Raw genomic sequence first — 17,818 nt, 5'->3', positions numbered from 1 at the left:
GGTGAACGAGTTCTTGGGCGGCGACGCCTATCTCGTTCGAAGCAACGACGGCAGCGCCGTCTACCGCTCTCGCGTGCCGAACGCCGACGGGTCGTTCAACCAGTTCCGTGCAGACCGCATGGGCGTGCCGGGCCCCGACGGCGCGCACTTCCACCTCGAGACCGTGCGCCCTGAAGGAGGCCGCCCGACGCGCCTCGGCACGGAGTTCGGTCCAGCGACGGGCCATCCCCGCGCCAACAACGGCCACTTCTACACGTACGAATCGTCTCCACCGGCGCGCCTATCTCCCGCTCGTCCGGCACCGCGGCTCCGATAGTTGGGGAGGCTCCCCGCTCCGGAACACGTGCAGGGCACCTTCGCCCTGACCGAGGTGGAGCGCTTCACCGTCGCCGCGCAGCTCGAGGCTGCCGAATCGGGTAGGGACGACCGGGAAATCCCCGACCGTGCCCTCCCACACCACCGGACGTGCGGGTCCGCATCCGGCGGTTCAGCGAGTTGAGGTAGCAGCGAGCCTCGGTAGGCCGAGGCCGTCGAAGTAGGTGATGGGAAAGGCGATGTTGATCACCGCGCCTGAGGTCCTCCACCAGCGGCGGCCGTTTCCGGCGATTCGCCGAGCGCCGGCTGGGCCTTCGGGACGCATCCCGCGCTTCACCAGTTCTCGGAAGATCGTCGTTCCTCGCTTCCACTGTTTGAGGTGAATGGCGCGAAGGCGATGGCGGATCCATTCATCGAGCTCGCCGAAGACTTTCCGGGTATCGGCGAGCTGGAAGTAGTTCTTCCAGCCGACGAGATAGCCGCGTAGTTCGGCGATCACCGACGGGATGCTCCGCCCTCCCGTCCGCTTCGTGATGGTGCGGACGCGATCCTTCATCGCGACGAGGGCCTTGTTCGCGACGCGTCGCTTCACCGTGCCTCCCTTGGCGTACCAGAAGCTGTAGCCGAGGAATTTGCGGTCTTGCGGGCGCGCCACCGCGCTTTTCGCTTCGTTGACCCGTAGCCGGAGTTTCGTGAACAGGCCCCGGAGCGCCTCCATCACGCGTTCGCCCGCCCGCTTCGACCGCACGTACACGTTGCAGTCATCGGCGTAGCGCGCGAATGCGTGGCCACGTCTCTCCAGCTCCTTGTCGATTTCGTCGAGGAGCACGTTTGCAAGTAGCGGCGAGAGCGGCCCGCCTTGCGGCGTTCCCTCGTACCGATCAATCACCACCCCGCGCGCCATGATGCCGGCGTCGAGGTAGTGACGGATGAGCCTCGGCAGCCGACGGTCCGTGATCCGTGTAGCGAGCCGGCTCATCAGCACATCATGGTTTACGCGGTCGAAGAAGGCTTCGAGGTCCACGTCCACCACCCATCGGCGTCCGTCCTCGATGAAGCGTTGCGCGGCGCGTATTGCGTCGTGGGCGCTCCTTCCAGGTCGGAAGCCGTAGCTGCGCTGCGAGAAGCTCGGATCGAGTCGCGGTTGCAGTACTTGAAGCACGCACTGCTGGATGAGTCGGTCGAGGACGGTAGGGATCCCGAGCTCTCGGACACCGTCATCCTTCTTTGGAATTGCGTGACGTCGCACCGGCTGCGGCTGATAGCGGCCCGCGAGTAGGTCCTCGCGCAGCTGCGACCAGTGCTTGGCCAAATGCGACGGGAGCTCTTCCACCGTCATCCCGTCGATGCCGGGGCTGCCCTTGTTCTTCTTCACCCGTCGAAGCGCTGCTTCGACATTGCTGCGTTCGACGACGAGCTCCAGAAGCTTCTCGTCGCCGTTTCCTGAGCGCTCGTTTCCGTGCGCCGCCGATCGCGTTTCGCCGCTCCGTTTTCCTCTCGGGGCTTCACCCCTACCCGCCAACGGTAGCTCCGGTTCCCCGGACATCTGGCGCCTTCCGCTCTCGAGGCTCACGATCGTTTCGCCCTCCTCGCCGTTCGGTCCTTCGCGCTCATAAAGGCTTCCGAGGTTCGGGGTGGCCCTGCTCGGCTTCGCGCTCGCTACTACGACCTCGGCTGACTTCTCGCTCCGCGTTTCGGTCACATTGACGACGCGCGTCGCCCTTTCAGGCGTGAGGCGAGATCTCCCCAGGTAAGAACGCTGTCCTTCACCGCACGAGCGCCGGGTTTACGTCGATCGGAGCCTTGGTCATCGCAGCTTCGCGGTTCTTTGCCCGCTCGCTCCGCTCGCCGACGCCTCATACCCGGTTTCTGTTCGTCGCACCGCGGCTTCGCTCCCCGCTTCCTTCCCACGTTTGGTCGCCCTCACGCAGTTGCGGTTCGCTTCGATTGGGATGACCTCCTCTCGGTTGGACTTTCACCAGCAAGACAGCGCCCATGCTGGGCGCACAAAGTAAAAACCCCTCGTTTGGCCCAAACGAGGGGTTTTGGGGAAGCGTCCCCAGGGGGATTCGAACCCCCGTTAGCGGCGTGAAAAGCCGCCGTCCTGGGCCAACTAGACGATGGGGACTGAGGCCGAGAGCAAATACCGACTCTTCCTCAATCTGTAAAGCGCGGAAGTTTCCAGCGTGGCTCAGGGTACCGGGACGCCAGCGTCCTCTTCGACCCAGACCATCTGCTTGTGAGGGTGCGCCTCGAACCTCGCCGCGGCCGAGAGCGCCGCGCAGCGCGAAGCGTACCGCGCCGGGCGGCCCCGCTACGGATACGGCGCCATCTCGAAGCCGAAGGCCACGCACTGCTCTGGCGACGCACCGTCGCGCGCGCCCTCGAGATGCACGATGCACGTGACGTCGCTCCGGGCATCGCCGACGACCACGCTGTCGACATTCAAGACGTCGTACACGTCGATGCGGATGCCCAACCCGGGAAACGGCGCGAACGGCAGCTCCGTCATGCGCAGCCACGTCCCTGCCTTGGTCGGCATCACGAGCAGCGCCTTCAGCATCTCGTTCACTCCACCACGCGCCGGAACGACTCGGGATCGACACCGTCGGCGCGAATCCACCGGTTGACCAGCGCGCGATCCTTTCCGAGCGCTCTCGCGACGGCCGACACGTTGCCCTCGAAGCGCTGGAGGAGCGTCACGAGATCGGCGGGCGTCGGTCGCGCGGTTCGCGTTCGCGTCGGGCCGCGCTCCGGCTCCGACCCGGAACGCGGCGCGACGGGAGGCGCGCTCGCGGGGGCGTCGTCGTCTTCGCGCCCATAGGTCTTCATGTTGTCGAGGATCGCCTCCGGCAGGTGCTGCGCCTCAAGCGGCGTCCCGGGCTCCGCCATCGTCAGCGCTCGCTTCACCGCCGATGCCAACTCGCGCACGTTGAAGGGCCACGCGTAGTGACTCAGGGCGAGCATGAACCCGAAGCTGACCGCGCGGTCCGGCGCGCCGCACTGCGAGAGCCAGTGCTTCACCAGCACAAACAGGTCCTCTTTGCGCTCTCGAAGCGGCGGAAGCTCGAGCGTGTAGCCATCGAGCCGCGCGAAGAGATCGGCGCGGAACGCGCCGCGCGCCACGAGCTCGCGCACGTTGCGGTGCGTGGCGCTGACGATCCGCACGTCCACGGGATAGCCCGACACGGCCCCCACCGGCACCACCTCCCGCGTCTCGAGGACGCGCAAGAGCTTCGCTTGCGCCTCGAGCGGCATGTCGCCAATCTCGTCGAGGAGCAACGTGCCTTTGTCGGCAGAGCGAATGACGCCGACGTGGTCGCGAGCCGCCCCGCTGAATGCACCTTTCACGTGTCCAAAGAGCTCGCTCTCGACGAGCGAGGCCGGGATGGAGGCGCAGTTGAGCGCGAGCATCGGTCCGCGGCGACCGCTTTGCGCGTGGAGGGCGCGGGCCACGAGCTCCTTGCCGGTCCCCGTCTCACCTTGGACGAGCACTTGCAGATCGCCCGGTGCGATACGCTCGATCGTCAAAGAGAGCCTCGCCATGGCGAGGCCGCCCACGGCGCCGGGAATCGACGTGCGCACCGCGCCCACCGCGACGCCGCCGTCGATGCTGTATGGCGCATAGGCGGAAGCCTCGCGAGCGACGAACTTGAAGAGGGCATCGCCGACGCGAAGCTCGTCGCCATCCTCAAGGACCGCCTCGCGGACACGCCGGCCCGCGACCACGATCCCGTTGCGACTTCCGAGATCTTTCACCCGATAGCCCGACTCGGTGGCCTGAACACTGGCGTGGAGCCGGGAAACGGCTCGCTGAGGGATGACGACCGTCGCAGCCCCGTCCTCCCGTCCGATGAGCGTCACGGTGCGGTCAAAAGCGACCGACGCCGGCATCTCGCGAAAACACTCGGCATAGAGCAGCACCAGTCCGGCCCGTTCGGCGGCACTTTCCCGCGTCGCCGCGCCCTCCCAGAGCTCGACGGAGGACGTCGGCTCGTTCTTGCTCGAGCTTCTCGTGTGCACGGTCCCCCGCGTTGGGTGTTGGTCCGTTATGATACCCGGATGCCGCCGCAGCGCGTAGGGCGCTACCTCGTCTTCGACGAGATCGCCTCAGGCGGGATGGCCTCGGTGCACCTGGGCCGCCTCGTCGGGCCCGCCGGCTTTGGACGCATCGTCGCCATCAAGCGCCTGCACGCGCACCTGCAGAAGGATCCCGACTTCGTCACGATGTTGCTCGACGAGGCCCGCATCGCCTCGCGCATCTACCACCCGAACGTCGTGCAGGTGCTCGACGTCGTCACCGAGGGCGGTGTCCTGCTCATTCTCGAGTACGTGCACGGCGAATCCCTGTGGAAGCTGGTCCGTACGATGAGAGACCGCGGCGAACACCTCGACGCGGACGTCGCCGTCGCCATCGTCGTCGGCGTGCTCCGCGGCCTGCACGCGGCCCACGAGACCACCAGTGCCGACCTTGAACCGCTCGGGATCGTTCATCGCGACGTTTCGCCTCACAACATCCTCGTCGACAGCGAAGGCACGCCGCGGCTCCTGGACTTCGGCATCGCCAAGGCCGCGGGGCGCATCACGACGACCCGCGACGGCCAGATCAAGGGCAAGCTCGCTTACATGGCTCCCGAGCAGCTCAAGAACCACCCCATCGATCGCCGCGTCGACGTGTACGCCGCGGGCGTCGTGCTCTGGGAGCTCCTGACGGGGTCACGCCTCTTCCACGCGGGCGACGACGTGGCGACCTTTGGCAACGTCCTCCAGGGCGCCCTCCACGGACCGCGGGACCTGTCGCCAACGACGCCCGAGAGCGTCGACGCCATCGTCATGCGCAGCCTCTCGCCCGACGCGAGTGCCCGCTTCGACACCGCCGCGGCGATGGCCGACGCCCTCGAGGCGGCCATGAACGTGGCTCCTCGAGCGCGCGTGGCGGAGTGGATGGAGGCCCGATGGCCGAACGGGGCCGCACTCAAGGCGCGCATCGCGGAGATTGAGCGCACCGGCGAAGCGAGCGCCATCGCGCCTGGTGCGCGCTCGACGGAAGCGACCGAGAGCGCGGTCGTCGTCGCGAGCGCTCCCTCAGCGGTGGTGGCGAAAGAGCCGGAAAGGCCTGCGAGCGGCCCTCGCCTCTGGGCCATCCCGATCGTCGCGCTGGCGATGAGCGCGGCATTTTTTCTCCTGACGCGCGGTCGTGAAGCACCGACGCGTGCCCCGACGGAGCTCGCGGCGCCGTCAAGCGAGCGCTCCTCGCCTTTGGCTGCGCCGTCGTCCGGCACGCCCCCCGAGGCGAGCGTTGAGGTGCCTTCGGCGGCGCCGCTTGCATCAAGCGCGAGTCGGATCGAAAGTGCGCCTGCCCCGGCGGCGCCCTCGCTTCGCGCCCCCGCGAAGGGACCGCGCAAACGGGGCGTGTGCGATCCGCCCTACACGCTCGACGCGCAGGGCAATCACATCTGGAAGCGCGAATGTTTCAAACCCTGACGCTGGCACGTCGGCACCACCTGCGCCTCGGAGCCCTTTGGCTGACGACCGCCGGATGCTCGCTTGTGACCGCGCTCACCGACCTCAACTCGGAAGTCGGCGCCCCCGGCGCCGATGCCAGCACCGGCCAGGACGCGAGCGTCGACGTAGCGCTTGAAGCCGACGCGGACTCCGCGGCCGCGGAAGACGCGCGCGGCGACCATGCAAGCGCGGACGTCGTTCAAGGAGACGCGGGCGCACTCGACGCGCTCTGCGGCGCGGACGCGTATGCGCTGTGCGACGACTTCGACACGCGATCGCTTGGCGATCCCGCCATGTGGACGAGCAAGACGCTCGGCCTTCGCGGCGCGTCGCTCGCCTTCGCGACCGACGTACCCTTCTCGAGCCCACGCGCCCTTCAGGCCCGTGTTCCGGCCGACGCCGGCTCGAACCCCGTGGCCTTCTTGTCGAAAGACTTTCTCGGCGCTGCCAAGAGCATCGATTGCAGCATGCAGTTGCGAATCGAGAACGTGGGAACGGGGCTCCTGCAGGCGCTGACGCTCGCTGTCACGCCACCGCCGGCAACGGCCTTCGAGGTCTCCACCGTGGAGCTCCGCGTCGTGACGGGCGCGATGGATCTGCGCGTGACGACGCCGCTCGCCGACGGCGGCATCGCCTATTCGGTCCAGCGCGATCTCGGCCCGCCGCTCTTGGGACAGTGGCTCCGAACTCGCTTCCGCCTGTCGGCGCTGGACGGAGCGACCCATGTCGAAGTCTGGCTCGGCGGCAATCTCGCGCTCGACGAAGCCATCACCCTCGCGCCCGTCGGCAGGCTCACGCTGGACATCGGGGCCGTAGGCTCCGTCGTGGGCGACGTGGACATGCGAGCGCTCTTCGACGACGTCGCCTGCGAGGTCGTGCGGCCATGAGGGTGCAAGCCGACCTGCGCGTCGTTCTGGCGGCCCGCGTCAACCCGCGGCTGGCCACGTTGGCGGCGTTGGCGCTCTCGCTGTTCAGCCCGTCGGCGCGCGCCGGCAACACCGAGACTTGCCTCGACGCCGCCGAACGAGGCGAGCAACTCAAGAAAGGTGGACAGCTCGTCGCCGCGCGCGCAGCGCTCCTCATCTGCTCCAAAGACGCCTGCCCGGCGCCCGTGCGCGCCGTGTGCCGTCGCTACCTCGACGAGGTCGACTCGGCCATTCCAACACTCGAGCTCGCGGTCCACGACGCCGCTGGCAACGATCTCAAGGACGTGAACGTCATCATTGACGGCGAACCGCGGAGCCGCGACGCGAACGGTGCCTTCCCCGTCGATCCGGGCGCGAGACGCGTTCGTGTCGAGCGAGGCGCCGCCACAGAAGAGGTGCTGGTCAAGGTCGCCGTGGGCCAAAAACGAACGCCCGTCGTCGTGACCTTTCGCGCCGCGGCGAAGGCGAACGAGACCGCCGCATCGCCAGGACCGAGGTTGCCAGAACGAGAGCCACCGCGGGTCCGCACGACGGCGGGTCCCCTGCCCTGGCTCTTGGGCGGCGTCGGTGTGCTCGCGCTCGGCGGCGGCGCCGCCTTCGGCGTGAAATGGATGGGCGACACCGACTGCCGTCCGCGCTGCAGCAGCGAAGAGGTCGCCCGCATCCGCACCGACGGCGTCTTGACCGATGTCTTCGTCGGCGTCGGCCTCGTCTCTCTGGGCGTCTCCGCCGCGCTCTTCCTAAGGGCGCAGCGGACGAGCGGGGCTCCGAGCGGCGGGGCGACGAGTCGCGCTACGGACGCGAATAGAACGGCGCCATGACGCCCGAGCGGCACTGCCAGTTGAAGCTTCGGAGCTGACCGGCCTCGCCGTGTTGATCAAGGCCCAACGTGAGCTGATCCAGCGCCTGGCGCAGGCCTGCGTCGGTCTTGCCACTCCAGTGCCAAGCCAGCGCGACGAGGTATGCACTCTCGCCCCAGTGTTCGTCGAAGTCATCAACCTCGTTGCTGGAGACGCCGACGCCAGCCCAGTAGTAGGGCTTGCCCGTCGCGTCACGTCCTTGGTTCGCGACGAAGCGACCGAGCCGCACCAAGCTCTCGCGAACGAGCCCGGCACCGCTGGCATCGCCGCTCCCTGCGAGGCGATCGGCGTGACCGTCGAGGGCGTCGGCCAAGATGGCGCTCATCCAAGGACTGCACCCGAAGTAGCCATAAGCCTCGCCGTGGGCCTCGGCATCATGGGCGAAGCAGCGCTCCGCCGCGTTGGTGTATCCCGCCGGGCAGCTCCCCTGCACGGACGCGTAGCCCCCGACGGCGGCCGCCGCCCACGACGCAAACGTCGTCGCCTTGTCGTCGGTCACCGCGAGGGCCCACTCGTAGGCAAGGAGACCGAAGCCCGCGTGCCGCTCGGTCCAGAAGTCAGTGCCGCCGGCGTAGCCGGGGCTGGGCCAGAGATCGTGCGCGCGCGTCGCCACGTTCTCTGCCGCCTCGCGAAAGCGGTCGTCGCCGGTGAGCAAGTAGTGGAGGGCGAGGCCCTGCGTGTAGTGGTACTTGAGGTCGTCGGGAGCGACGGGGATTCGCGTCGCGCTCCCGGTGCCGGTGATGCCATCTCGGTAGATCGACGCCTCCAAGAAGGCCGAGCGGAGCGCCGCGGCGGAGCCGGTGCGTTGGTAGTTGCGGTAGAGCGCGGTCGGGCGATCGAAGAGCCAACTGCCTTGCTCACCACGCACCGCGTTGAAGGCGGCCGTATTGAAAGTGTTTGCATTGCACACACGATCCCAAGCCGCCGCCGGCGTACCGGCCGACGCCGAGCTCGGCAGCGCCGGCCCCGCGACGCGGCTCGCGGCGAGGTGCGCCGCCGGCAAGAGCGCCCAGACGCCGGGCAGGTTTGCGCCACCGGAGCTCACGAGCGTCTGCGCTGCCGGCACCAGCGCGAGCGAGCCTCCCGTGGCTGCCTGGCCCACGACGACGTCGACCGTCGTGTTGGCCGTCACCACACGCTCGAACTGAACCTGAACGCTGCGGATCGACCCGTCAGGCCATGAAGCGAGCGCGCGACGGGCCGTTGCGAGCGGCGCGCCCCCCACGCGCAGCTCGATGTTGGCGACGTTCGTGAGCGCGCCCGGCGCGAGCGGGATGGCGACGTTGACCCGACGCGCCGTTGCGACGACGACCTCCGGCACCAGCGTCAGTTGAAACGTCGCACTCATGGGCAAGGCGCCCGGCGATGGCGACGGAGTGCTCGTGGTGGGCCCGCCGTCGACACTTGCCACGGGCCCGCCCCCGGCCCCAGGCGCGCCGCCCGACCCCGCATCCGTCCCAGCCCCGGTCGTGACGGCCCCCGCCGCGCCACCGGCGCTCGGCTGCCCCGTGGCGCCAGCGCCGGCGCCGGCCGCCTCCGGCGACTCCAGCGGCGCCTTGGGGTCGAGTTCTTCGATCTGGCACGCCAGGAGAGACAGAACGGCAAACGTGACGACGGGAAGGGTTCGCATCAGGCCTCCGCAACGATTCATGGTGACCCCCGAGTTACGTGCACCTTGCACACGGTCAGGGAACCGCGAGCTCCGGCAGCGTCGCGACGGTCGCGTCGAGGGCGACGGACTTGGTCACGGCGCCGCCCGTTCGGAGCTCGACGCTTCCACCGACGCCCGCTTCGTTGAAGCGCACGGTGGCGGTCCGCCCACCGGCGAGGGAGACGGTCACGCCACGTTGCCCAGCAGCGTCCGAGGCCGTGGCCGCCGTGGCGGCACCGTCGAGCGAGAGCACCATCAGGAAGTACTCCGTGCCTGTGCCCGAGAGGGTCCAGCTCACTTGATGGCCCGCATGGACCTCGCCATTGACCGACGGCAGCGCGGCGACGTTCGGCGCCGACGACGGCATGATGGGCATCACGACAAGGTTCGAAGGCGCGGCGCCGATGACGGCGCTTGCGCCCGAGACCTGCGGCGCAATGGGTGTGTTGAGCTGCCAGCGCTTCGTGAGCGCGCCCTGCCCCGCCGCTCCGCCGACCCGGTCGAACACCACAATCACGTTGGGCTTGAGGAACACGACCTCGCGCTCGTTCTTGGCCACGCCAGCGCTAGCCGGGTACGCCGGCCGAAGGTCGCCGGCCATGTGCGTGAGCTCCGCGTCGTCGCGCAGCGCCTTGAGCGTCGCCGGCCCTTGGCCCTCTTGCATGGCGACGGTGGAGCCGCCGCGCGAGAGCCCGACGATGTTGTGGACGTTCTCGTCCTGGACGATGCCGCTCGCGCTATCGATGTTGCCGTCGTAGGCGAGCCATTGGCGCTTGTAGACGAGGAGCTGGCCCTGGTCGTGGTGAGCGTGCGACTCGGTGTAGGGCCCCGCCGTGAACTCCAACCACGTCGCGTCGGGGGTCCAACCGGAGCGCGCGAAGACGTAACCGGTGCCCTTGGCGTGGTACGTCCGCGCGAGGTCTGCGAGCGGTTTGCGCGTGAGCGCAGGGTTGTCGTAGAGAAAGTCCGAGTACCGCATGAAGCCCTGGCCCATCTCCTTGACGGAGCACGTCGCCAGGTAGTCCTTGACGACGCGCGAGAGGGGGTCGCTCGGGTAGAGCCCCGTGAGCGCTTCGAGGTAGGCGCGGTGGTAGTCAAAGAGGGCAGCCGTCTGGTCGCGCGCGTGGTCCCCGATGGGCGCGATGCGGTCTAGCGTAGGCACCGTCGCGTGCATCATCCACGTCATCGACGAGCGCGCCTGCGAGGTCTTGTCGGCGAGGCGCTCGCCGGTCGTCGCTTGCCACATGTCGTAGAGGCGAAAGAGCTCGGCCATGGCGACGCCGTAACCGGTGCCCTCGCGTGACCCGCCGCCGACGAGCGACGACTGATAGGTCGGAATGAGCTGCGCCTGGATCTTCTCGTCGCGGAACTTCTTGATCCAGTCGTCGGCCTGGGCGTTTTCACCGCGCGTCGCGAGGCCGAGCAACATCGTCGCCCGCAAGAATGAGAAGTAGTAGTTGTTCACAGGGTTGTCGACGGACCAACCGGTCCACGGAAAGGCGTGGCCACCCCAGGTGGCTTGCGCTGGGTGCCACACGTTCCACACGGCCTGGTTGGCGTATGTGATCCAGCGCTGACGTTGCGCCGCCGACGTCGATGCGAAGCACCAGTCATAGACGAGGGCGAGATCACCGATACGCTCGCCGACCTCGAGATAGCTGTCGGCGGCCACCTCGGCGCGCGCGCCGCTGGCGATGCGCCCTTCCTCCGTGACTACGTCCTGGTCCACGGCGTTGACGGCCCAGGTGCAATACGAGGCCTGTCCCGTGAGGCGTCCCACGAGCGCGGCGTTCCATGGCTGAAACGCGTACACGTCGCCGCCGGCGACGGCGGTGTCCACCGTCGCCTTGAACCGCGTCGCCGCCGGCGTCTTGGCGGCGAGCGTGGCCTGGAGGCGCGCCATGTTCGAAGCGTTGAGATAAATGCGCGGGTGAGTCGTTGGAACCGTGGCGACCCCGGCGTCGACGTTGGGGGTCACGCCGCCGCCATTCGTCGAGCCCGGTTGTCCGCCACCGGCCGCGCCGCCGTCCGCTCCCGCCGTCGGGTCGACGGAGCCGGGCCCGGCGCCGCCGGAGCCACTTGCCCCCGCCGCGTTGCTTGTCCCAGCGGCGCCGCCGCCGCTCGCGCTTCCGCCACCTGCCACGCCGCCGTTGGCCGCCGCGCCGGTCGGTGTGCCGCCGAGCGTTTCATCCTGAACCATGCACGCGGAAGCGGCCGCGGCGAGAAAGAGCGAGAGCGAGGTTCGAAGGTGCATAGGCAGTTCTCCTGGGTCGCTCGGTCGACATGGCCGAGTCGGGCGACGCCCAACGCCTCTGCGACACGCGTGCCGCGACGAAGGTGGCGCGAACGCGCACCCACGGCGGAAAGCACCGTTCGCGCTGCGGAAATCGCGACCGAGAGCGTGCCCGAAGTCCTAGGACCAGGACCGCACGTCTGAGACTTACGAGCGCGACGCGGCGGCACGGCGCGCCAGCGCCATCTAGAGCCCCAGCGCGAGAACCGCGCGCTCGATGGGTGTGTCTTTGCCAGCTGCGAGATCGGTCGGCACGTACTCGATGGGCGTTGACGGCAGCGGCGAACCCTCGAGCGGCGCGCCCGTCAGCACGTCGAAGCAAGCCGTCGGATCGTAGTTCGCGAAGAGCGTGGGAGGCCCGGCGAGCTCGATGGGCCCGTTGCCGCCGCCGAACGCTCCCGCGCTCATGCCAACGACAACCGCGCTCGAGCCTCGGGCTGCGGCGAAGGGAAAGTAGTCGCCGGCGCTGTAGGCGAGGCCATCGGTGACGACAGCGACCTTGCCGGTGTACGCGAAGGGTCCGCCCGGTTCGACGGCGTAGGCCGCATACGTGTCGACGCCATAGGCGATGGGCGACGACCCGAACTCTCGCGACCGGCAGTACGAAAGGTCCGCGGCTCGAGCGCTGCCGAAGCCGCTGACGATAGCGAGCGCGACGGGCGTGAAGCCGCCCGTGTTGCCTCGCGCGTCCCACACGATGGCGGGTGCATCTTTGACGGTGTTGAAGACAAGGGCGATCTTGGCGCGATAGGCATCAAGCATCGCTTGGACGTCGGCATCGGTGGCATTCGCCCCAAGCGTCTTGTCGTACGGGAAGAAGCTCGGAAGGCGAATCACCGCCACGCCGTCCGGTCGCTTGGTGGCCTCCGCGTAGATCCGCCGGCTCCGTGAGAAGGGGTCGGTGCAATCGGTCACCTTCGCGTCGCTCTCCTCCGGCACCGTCACCTCGCGCAGGGCCCCGCCCGAGTCGCGCACCCTGAGCACCGTGCCCGCCGCAACGTGCGCGAAGAACGACGCGGCGCCGGCCGTGAGGCGACCCGACTTCGAGGGAAACACGCTGCCGCACACAGGCCTCATGTACGCGGCCTCGAGCATCGCGTCGCCGGCGTCGGCGCCGGCTTGAAGGACGATGTCGCCAGCGCGGAGCCCGAGCTTGTTCTGCGCGCTCGCGAGCGTCACCACAACGCCATCGGCAGCGGGCCGGCCGCAGACGCCGAAGCGCGACGTGTTCTGCTGCGGCATGGCCGCGTCGCATGCCGCGGAGTAGAGCCCCTGGTGCCCCTGCGGAAACGCATTCATCACGCGCCACGCGGAACCAAAGTAGGTCGCGTCTTCTCCATCGCCCTTGAGGATCGCGGCGCGCTCACGGACCGTAAGGGCGGCCGCGTCGACGTCTTCGTGCCACGCCGACTTCGCCGACAGTTCGGCGATGAGGCCAGCCACGGCGGCCGCCTGGGTCCGCTGTCGACTTGTCGGCGGCTCGCAGCGCTCCGCACGACACCCTTCGTCGCCGGGACAACGCGACGGCGCCGACCACGCGGCGACCCCGCCTTCGCCAAGCTCGCAGCGACTGACAAGCGTCGCCTGGCACCGCATCGTGCCGATGACGCACGCGGGTTCCGTTTGCGCACCGCCACCGTCGCGAACCTCCGAAGCCGCTGGCACGGCTGCGTCATCAACCGTGCTTGAACACGCGACCGCCAGCACCGAGAGAAGCGCGGCGCTGGTAGACCGAAGCAGAAAAGGCCGCCTCGAGAGCGGAGCAACAAAGGCGGAGCAGCGGCGACGGACGGGACCGAACAACGTGGACATGGGACGACCTCTCGAAGGCCCCGCCGAGTGCACACGTCATGCCGACTTTCGACCCATGAAAAGCGCGGGGCGGGAGCGCGCATGGCTCCTCGGCGCGTCCGCATTCGCGGCGAAGCTCGTCGCCCCGTGTCTCACCGTGGCACAGCGGCAGGGTACCGATCGGACCCCTTCGTTCCGTGGTCGCTGGTTCAACGAGGGCGGCGCGTGCGTCAGCGAGGCTCGCTCCACCACTTCGACAGGCTGGCGCCCGTCGCCATGGGGGCTCTCGTGTAGTGCGAGCAATCGTTGAACGTAACGAGGCGCACGCGAACGGGATCCTTGAAGTCGAGCGCGTTCAAACAGGCGGGGTGTTGGTCGAGGCGATCGCGATAGCCACGCGCGTCGATGCCAAGGAGCGCGCAGAGGACCAGGCGAATGGTCGCCTTGTGCGACACGATGACGATGGCCTTGCCGACGTTCGCTGCCACGATGCGGCGCACAGCGGGAAGCGCTCGCGCCATCACGTGCACCCCCGGCTCGCCGCCGTCGGGCGCGAAGGTGAAGGGATCGCGATCCCAGGCGGCGTATTCGTCCGGGAATCGCTCCTCGACCTCAGCCCGGGTGAGCCCCTCCCAGCGACCGTGATCGATCTCTCGCAGATCGCCGTCGGTCATGGCCTCGATGCCGTGCGGCTTCGCGACGTGAGCCGCCGTCGCCACGGTGCGCTTCATCGGGCTCGCGTAGATCGCGGCGACGGGCTCGCTGGCGAGGCGCTCCGCAAGGCGCTCGGCCTGCCGGTGTCCCTCGTCCGAGAGTTCGACGTCCGTCGAGCCGGCGAAGCGGTCCTCGGCTGCGAGCGGTGTGGCGCCGTGCCGGACCAGGTAGACGCGCGTCGTCATCGCCCAAGGCTAGAGCGAATTTCGCCCCCACGGCCGGCGAAGTCGGCTTCGCCAAGGTTACGCCGCGCCCGCTTCGCTACGCCTTCATGACACGAAGGTCCACGAGCTTTGCCCGCGCGTCGTCGTCGAGGGACTCGTCGCCGGCAACGGAGAGCGCGAAGCGAAGCCCCGCGATCATCGCGTCGTCGGCGTCGTCGAGCGAGTCCTCTTCGAGCAGCTCAACGACCTGCGACATCGCGTGTTCGACGAACTCGTCGACGTTGCGGAACGTCCCGTCGACGGCCCAGCCCTTGTCGTGTTGCAGGAAGCGCACTTTGCCCGACGGCGCGTGCCATACGTAGATGTCGCCGGCGCCGTTCTTGGCGAGGCACACGTCGTCCTCGGTGACGACGCTCGCGCCGGCGTTCCAGGCTTCGCCCCGCTTTCCGCGGAGGAGCTGCGCGGGAAACATCTCGATGTCGTAGAGGTGAAAGCTCGTGTTCAAGGTCGCAAGCGTCTCTAGGAAGGCCACGACGCGACGATCGTGCGCGCGAGCCAAGGCGTAGAGCGGCTCGAGCGCAGCTGCGTCGAAGGGTTGGTCGACGGGCACGGGAGGCGATTCCCGGAGCAAGTCCGTGAGCCGCTCGAAGGGACCGTTCGACTTCTTGAGCTTTGCCATGGGCGAAGCCTACGCGAGTCTGGGGCCGGTGAACGCGCTACGCTCGCCGTTCATGGATGCGTCGGACCACTCGGCCAAGGCCTCGCGGCTCGCGCGGAGTGTATCCATCGTAGGTCACCCGATGGTGCTCGTGCCCGTGGCGATGACCCTTGCGATGCGGGGACGCGTGAGCGTCGCGCAAGCGGCGGCGATTCTCGGCACCGTCGTCGTAGCGATGCTGGCCGTGGCCGCGTACCTGGTGCACGGCGTGAGGCGAGGCACGCTCTCGCATGTCGACGTCTCGAAGCGCGAAGAGCGCGGAGGGTTCTACCGCGTCTCGATGGCTGCCACGGCATGCGCGGCCGCCGCGCTCCACTTCACCGGGGCGCCGCGGAGCGCGGTGGTGGGAACGGCCTGCGCATTCGCGTTGTTTGCCGTGGGCAGCCTCGTCAACCGGGTCATCAAGGCCTCGCTGCACACGGCCTTCGCCGTCGTTGCCGCCGGAACCGTCGGCGTGGGCGAGCCTTGGGCCTTCGGGCTCTTGCTCGCCGCCGCCGCCGCTGTGGCTTGGTCCCGCATCGCCCTACGCCGGCACACTCCCGCCGAAGTGTTCGTCGGCGCCGCGCTCGGGGCTGTCGCCAGCGTAGGGCTGGCGTGGGCTCGAAGCCTGTAGCGCCGGTCGCCCCGGGCTTGTGCCCCGGGCAGGCCCAGAAAAGCAGGCCCAGAAAAGCGCGTGGTCGGAAATTTTCGGCGGCCCTCGGGCGAACAGACCCTCATGAATGCGACGTTCCCCGGAAGCCTCGTCACGACCCCCACCGAGCGCGAACGCCTCGCCGCCGTCATGGCCCACGGCGGGACGCTATTCGCTTGGTTTCTCGCGCCGTTAGCCGTCTATCTGCTGAAGCGCGGCGAGTCGCGGTGGGTCGAGCACCAGGCGCGGCAAGCGCTGCTCTGGTCGCTCGCGGGGACCGGGATCTCGGTCCTCACCTGCGGCGCCGCCATTCCGCTCTTCCTCGTCTGGCACCTCATCGCGGCGGTCAAGATCTACCAGGGCTACGAGTACGACTACCCCGTGATCGGCGACGTGAGCCGGCGCCTCGAGGACGCGACCTGAGACACCGACCGTTGGCTCTCAAACGATTTTCCGTGGCTTATTTTGCGGAGGATTTTGCCGCCGACGGCGTATCCCACACGCAACACGGCCCGCCATGGATTCAGAGTTCCGCCGAGCCCGGATGAGACGGACTTGTTCGGGTTAAATACTGTTGTTCCTCGATGAGACCATGCATGGTCGTTGTCGATGAAGCTCCGCCCCCTGCTGGTCGCCGCCGCCGCGCTCGCTCTCAGCAGCTCAGCAGCCTTCGCCGCGAAGACCAAGCTCGTCTCCATCGGCGAGGTCATCGCGACGGCGCCGGAAGCCAAGGGCAAGCTGACGCTTGTCCGGTCGACCCTCGAAGAGGAGCTCGACACCATCGACTGGCGCAAGTCGACCCGCATGAAGCCGTACGTGGTGTCGGTCTCCGTGGTTGGCCTCGACACGGAGCGGACGCAGGAGAAGATCTCCACGACCTGCATCCTGTCGACCACGGTCCGCTCCGCCAAGGATGGAAGCGTCGTGATCATTCTCAACCAGCGCTCCCGCGCCGAAAACGACCCGGCGCACGCCCGCGTCGTGGAGGACGGCGCCATCCGCGCGGCCGCCTCCGCGGCCATTCGCAAGATCCCGGGTGCGCTCGAAGTCGCCAAGCGCGGCGGCTGAGAGCGCGGCGCGCCTTCGAGTTCGCTGCGCGCAGGCAACCTAGAGCGCGGCGAGCCGACCGAGGCGATAGGTGAGGCGGACCGGAAAGAACACCGCGTCGTTGTCGCGCCGGGCGTCGGCAGGCAGGTAGCTGGCGCCGGCACCGACGAGCCACGCGCCGGCGGCGTTGCGCGAGAGCTCGTAAGAGAGCTCCACGGAGGGTCCGAGGACCACGTCGGTGCCGAGGACGCGCCCGTCCTTGTTGCTATCGACAGATGCGATGGTGGCGGCCGCGCGAAACCACAAGCCCGCGTCGGCCCGATACGCGACGCCGGCACTTCCTCCAACGACGTAGTTCGGGTGGCCGTAGGTCCCAACCGAGGCGAAGGCGTCGGCGGTCGCGAAGAGTCGAGTCGCAAACCGGATGCCGCCGTCGACGGCGGCGCCGACGGTGACGTTGGTGTGATCGGCGAAGTTGGTCGCCGCTGGCGACTTGGGCTCGCCAACAAAGTGGTACGTCACGAGGGCGCCGGAGAGTCCCACAAAGCCGAGGCCTCCAGGCGCCCGCGCAGCGTCGTCGCGCGACGCATCGGACTCGGCCGGTGCGGCCGCTGGCATCAGGTCGACGTCGACGAGGGTTTCGACTTGCGGCGCCTCGGCGTGGACCACACGAACCTGCTCCCGCCGGGCATCCCACACACGCACGCGGTGAACGCCGGGCCGCACGTAGATCAAGGTTGGCGTGAGCCCCTTGTCGGTGCGGCCATCGATCTCCACGTGCGCCGAGGGCGGTCGCGACTCGACGCGAAGACGCGCGGAGCGCGCCTTGAGCTCCGCCACCGCGACGGAAGCCGCGAGGCCCAGATCGGTGCTGGCCCCCGCCTCGACCAGGTACGCCTCGTAGGCGAGTACCGCCGCCTGAACGTTTTGGAGCTTCTCCTCGGCGCGAGCCAAGTTGAACAGTGTCGCCGACGAGTGGCGCGCCGCTTCGGCCCGGAGAAAGAGAGCTCGCGCTCCCTCGAAGTCACCCAGTTCGAATAGCCGGACCCCCTCGTCGAAGGCGCGACGTGCGTCGTCGTGCCGTTCGTCAGCCAAGCCGTGCGACGCGAGGGCGCTAACGAAGACGATGACGAAGGCGACGACGTTGGAGCGGATCATCGCGTGGCGACGCATGGCAAGCGGGAAGACCAGGCGGCACCGAGC

At 68.6% G+C, this 17,818-nt stretch carries 16 protein-coding genes and 1 tRNA gene; 7 read left to right on the top strand and 10 right to left on the bottom strand.

All coding sequences use genetic code 11. The features are described from left to right. A partial coding sequence (locus IPG50_24970) for a hypothetical protein (GenBank protein ID MBK6695436.1) occupies positions 1-316 on the top strand: 316 nt, incomplete at its 5' end. Between the two features lie 171 nt (positions 317-487). Here the strand turns inward: IPG50_24970 and ltrA are convergent. From ltrA to IPG50_24950, 4 genes are all read right to left on the bottom strand, one after another. Continuing rightward, positions 488-1,861, bottom strand: coding sequence for a group II intron reverse transcriptase/maturase (gene ltrA, locus IPG50_24965; protein ID MBK6695435.1), 1,374 nt, complete (start codon positions 1,859-1,861; stop codon positions 488-490). Between the two features lie 508 nt (positions 1,862-2,369). Beyond that, positions 2,370-2,443 (bottom strand) — tRNA-Glu (locus IPG50_24960). Between the two features lie 186 nt (positions 2,444-2,629). Then, positions 2,630-2,878 (bottom strand): hypothetical protein, encoded by a 249-nt coding sequence (locus tag IPG50_24955; GenBank protein MBK6695434.1) that lies wholly within the window; start codon positions 2,876-2,878, stop codon positions 2,630-2,632. 5 nt (positions 2,879-2,883) lie between these two features. Further along, positions 2,884-4,338, bottom strand: coding sequence for a sigma 54-interacting transcriptional regulator (locus IPG50_24950; GenBank protein ID MBK6695433.1), 1,455 nt, complete (start codon positions 4,336-4,338; stop codon positions 2,884-2,886). Between the two features lie 39 nt (positions 4,339-4,377). On the opposite strand from IPG50_24950, the gene IPG50_24945 reads away from it, so the two are divergent. Genes IPG50_24945 through IPG50_24935 form a run of 3 tightly spaced genes read left to right on the top strand, consistent with a single transcriptional unit; the run spans position 4,378 to position 7,567 of the window. After that, the gene (locus IPG50_24945; protein MBK6695432.1) at positions 4,378-5,799 is read left to right on the top strand and encodes a protein kinase; all 1,422 of its coding nucleotides are present in this window, start codon (positions 4,378-4,380) and stop codon (positions 5,797-5,799) included. Beyond that, positions 5,784-6,707, top strand: coding sequence for a hypothetical protein (locus IPG50_24940; protein ID MBK6695431.1), 924 nt, complete (start codon positions 5,784-5,786; stop codon positions 6,705-6,707). Before IPG50_24945 ends, IPG50_24940 begins: the two co-directional genes overlap by 16 nt. Beyond that, entirely contained in the window at positions 6,704-7,567 is an 864-nt protein-coding gene (locus IPG50_24935; GenBank protein MBK6695430.1) for a hypothetical protein, read from the top strand. Before IPG50_24940 ends, IPG50_24935 begins: the two co-directional genes overlap by 4 nt. On the opposite strand, the gene IPG50_24930 is transcribed toward IPG50_24935, so the two are convergent. From IPG50_24930 to IPG50_24910, 5 genes are all read right to left on the bottom strand, one after another. Continuing rightward, positions 7,539-9,236, bottom strand: a complete 1,698-nt coding sequence (locus IPG50_24930) for a hypothetical protein (protein MBK6695429.1) — start codon at positions 9,234-9,236, stop codon at positions 7,539-7,541. The two genes, IPG50_24935 and IPG50_24930, sit on opposite strands and share 29 nt — an antisense overlap. 55 nt (positions 9,237-9,291) lie before the next feature. Beyond that, positions 9,292-11,511, bottom strand: a complete 2,220-nt coding sequence (locus IPG50_24925) for a hypothetical protein (protein ID MBK6695428.1) — start codon at positions 11,509-11,511, stop codon at positions 9,292-9,294. A gap of 225 nt (positions 11,512-11,736) precedes the next feature. Continuing rightward, a complete protein-coding gene (locus IPG50_24920; protein ID MBK6695427.1) occupies positions 11,737-13,362 on the bottom strand; it encodes a hypothetical protein in 1,626 nt (541 codons plus the stop codon). Positions 13,363-13,571: 209 nt separating this feature from the next. Then, positions 13,572-14,240 carry a histidine phosphatase family protein gene (locus IPG50_24915; GenBank protein MBK6695426.1) on the bottom strand — a complete coding sequence of 223 codons (669 nt, stop codon included), beginning with the start codon at positions 14,238-14,240 and terminating at the stop codon, positions 13,572-13,574. 76 nt (positions 14,241-14,316) lie between these two features. Further along, entirely contained in the window at positions 14,317-14,898 is a 582-nt protein-coding gene (locus IPG50_24910) for a hypothetical protein (GenBank protein MBK6695425.1), read from the bottom strand. Here IPG50_24910 and IPG50_24905 point away from each other — a divergent pair. From IPG50_24905 to IPG50_24895, 3 genes are all read left to right on the top strand, one after another. Then, entirely contained in the window at positions 14,897-15,550 is a 654-nt protein-coding gene (locus IPG50_24905; GenBank protein ID MBK6695424.1) for a hypothetical protein, read from the top strand. The genes IPG50_24910 and IPG50_24905 overlap by 2 nt on opposite strands. 102 nt (positions 15,551-15,652) lie before the next feature. Further along, positions 15,653-15,991 (top strand): DUF4870 domain-containing protein, encoded by a 339-nt coding sequence (locus tag IPG50_24900; GenBank protein MBK6695423.1) that lies wholly within the window; start codon positions 15,653-15,655, stop codon positions 15,989-15,991. 186 nt (positions 15,992-16,177) lie between these two features. Continuing rightward, a complete protein-coding gene (locus tag IPG50_24895) occupies positions 16,178-16,636 on the top strand; it encodes a hypothetical protein (protein ID MBK6695422.1) in 459 nt (152 codons plus the stop codon). Between the two features lie 39 nt (positions 16,637-16,675). Here the strand turns inward: IPG50_24895 and IPG50_24890 are convergent, their stop codons facing one another. Continuing rightward, the gene (locus IPG50_24890) at positions 16,676-17,788 is read right to left on the bottom strand and encodes a PEGA domain-containing protein (GenBank protein ID MBK6695421.1); all 1,113 of its coding nucleotides are present in this window, start codon (positions 17,786-17,788) and stop codon (positions 16,676-16,678) included. Positions 17,789-17,818 lie beyond the last annotated feature (30 nt).

This window comes from Myxococcales bacterium, assembly GCA_016703425.1.
GTDB lineage: Bacteria > Myxococcota_A > Polyangia > Polyangiales > Polyangiaceae > JADJCA01.
This window is presented reverse-complemented; position numbering and strand designations above follow the sequence as displayed.

Bases quoted from the DNA above. Each gene is read 5' to 3' on its own strand.
- ltrA (MBK6695435.1), bottom strand. From the start codon at position 1,861: ATGTCCGGGGAACCGGAGCTACCGTTGGCGGGTAGGGGTGAAGCCCCG.
- IPG50_24955 (MBK6695434.1), bottom strand. From the start codon at position 2,878: ATGCTGAAGGCGCTGCTCGTGATGCCGACCAAGGCAGGGACGTGGCTG.
- IPG50_24945 (MBK6695432.1), top strand. From the start codon at position 4,378: ATGCCGCCGCAGCGCGTAGGGCGCTACCTCGTCTTCGACGAGATCGCC.
- IPG50_24940 (MBK6695431.1), top strand. From the start codon at position 5,784: ATGTTTCAAACCCTGACGCTGGCACGTCGGCACCACCTGCGCCTCGGA.
- IPG50_24935 (MBK6695430.1), top strand. From the start codon at position 6,704: ATGAGGGTGCAAGCCGACCTGCGCGTCGTTCTGGCGGCCCGCGTCAAC.
- IPG50_24930 (MBK6695429.1), bottom strand. From the start codon at position 9,236: ATGCGAACCCTTCCCGTCGTCACGTTTGCCGTTCTGTCTCTCCTGGCG.
- IPG50_24925 (MBK6695428.1), bottom strand. From the start codon at position 11,511: ATGCACCTTCGAACCTCGCTCTCGCTCTTTCTCGCCGCGGCCGCTTCC.
- IPG50_24920 (MBK6695427.1), bottom strand. From the start codon at position 13,362: ATGTCCACGTTGTTCGGTCCCGTCCGTCGCCGCTGCTCCGCCTTTGTT.
- IPG50_24915 (MBK6695426.1), bottom strand. From the start codon at position 14,240: ATGACGACGCGCGTCTACCTGGTCCGGCACGGCGCCACACCGCTCGCA.
- IPG50_24905 (MBK6695424.1), top strand. From the start codon at position 14,897: ATGGGCGAAGCCTACGCGAGTCTGGGGCCGGTGAACGCGCTACGCTCG.
- IPG50_24910 (MBK6695425.1), bottom strand. From the start codon at position 14,898: ATGGCAAAGCTCAAGAAGTCGAACGGTCCCTTCGAGCGGCTCACGGAC.
- IPG50_24900 (MBK6695423.1), top strand. From the start codon at position 15,653: ATGAATGCGACGTTCCCCGGAAGCCTCGTCACGACCCCCACCGAGCGC.
- IPG50_24895 (MBK6695422.1), top strand. From the start codon at position 16,178: ATGAAGCTCCGCCCCCTGCTGGTCGCCGCCGCCGCGCTCGCTCTCAGC.
- IPG50_24890 (MBK6695421.1), bottom strand. From the start codon at position 17,788: ATGCGTCGCCACGCGATGATCCGCTCCAACGTCGTCGCCTTCGTCATC.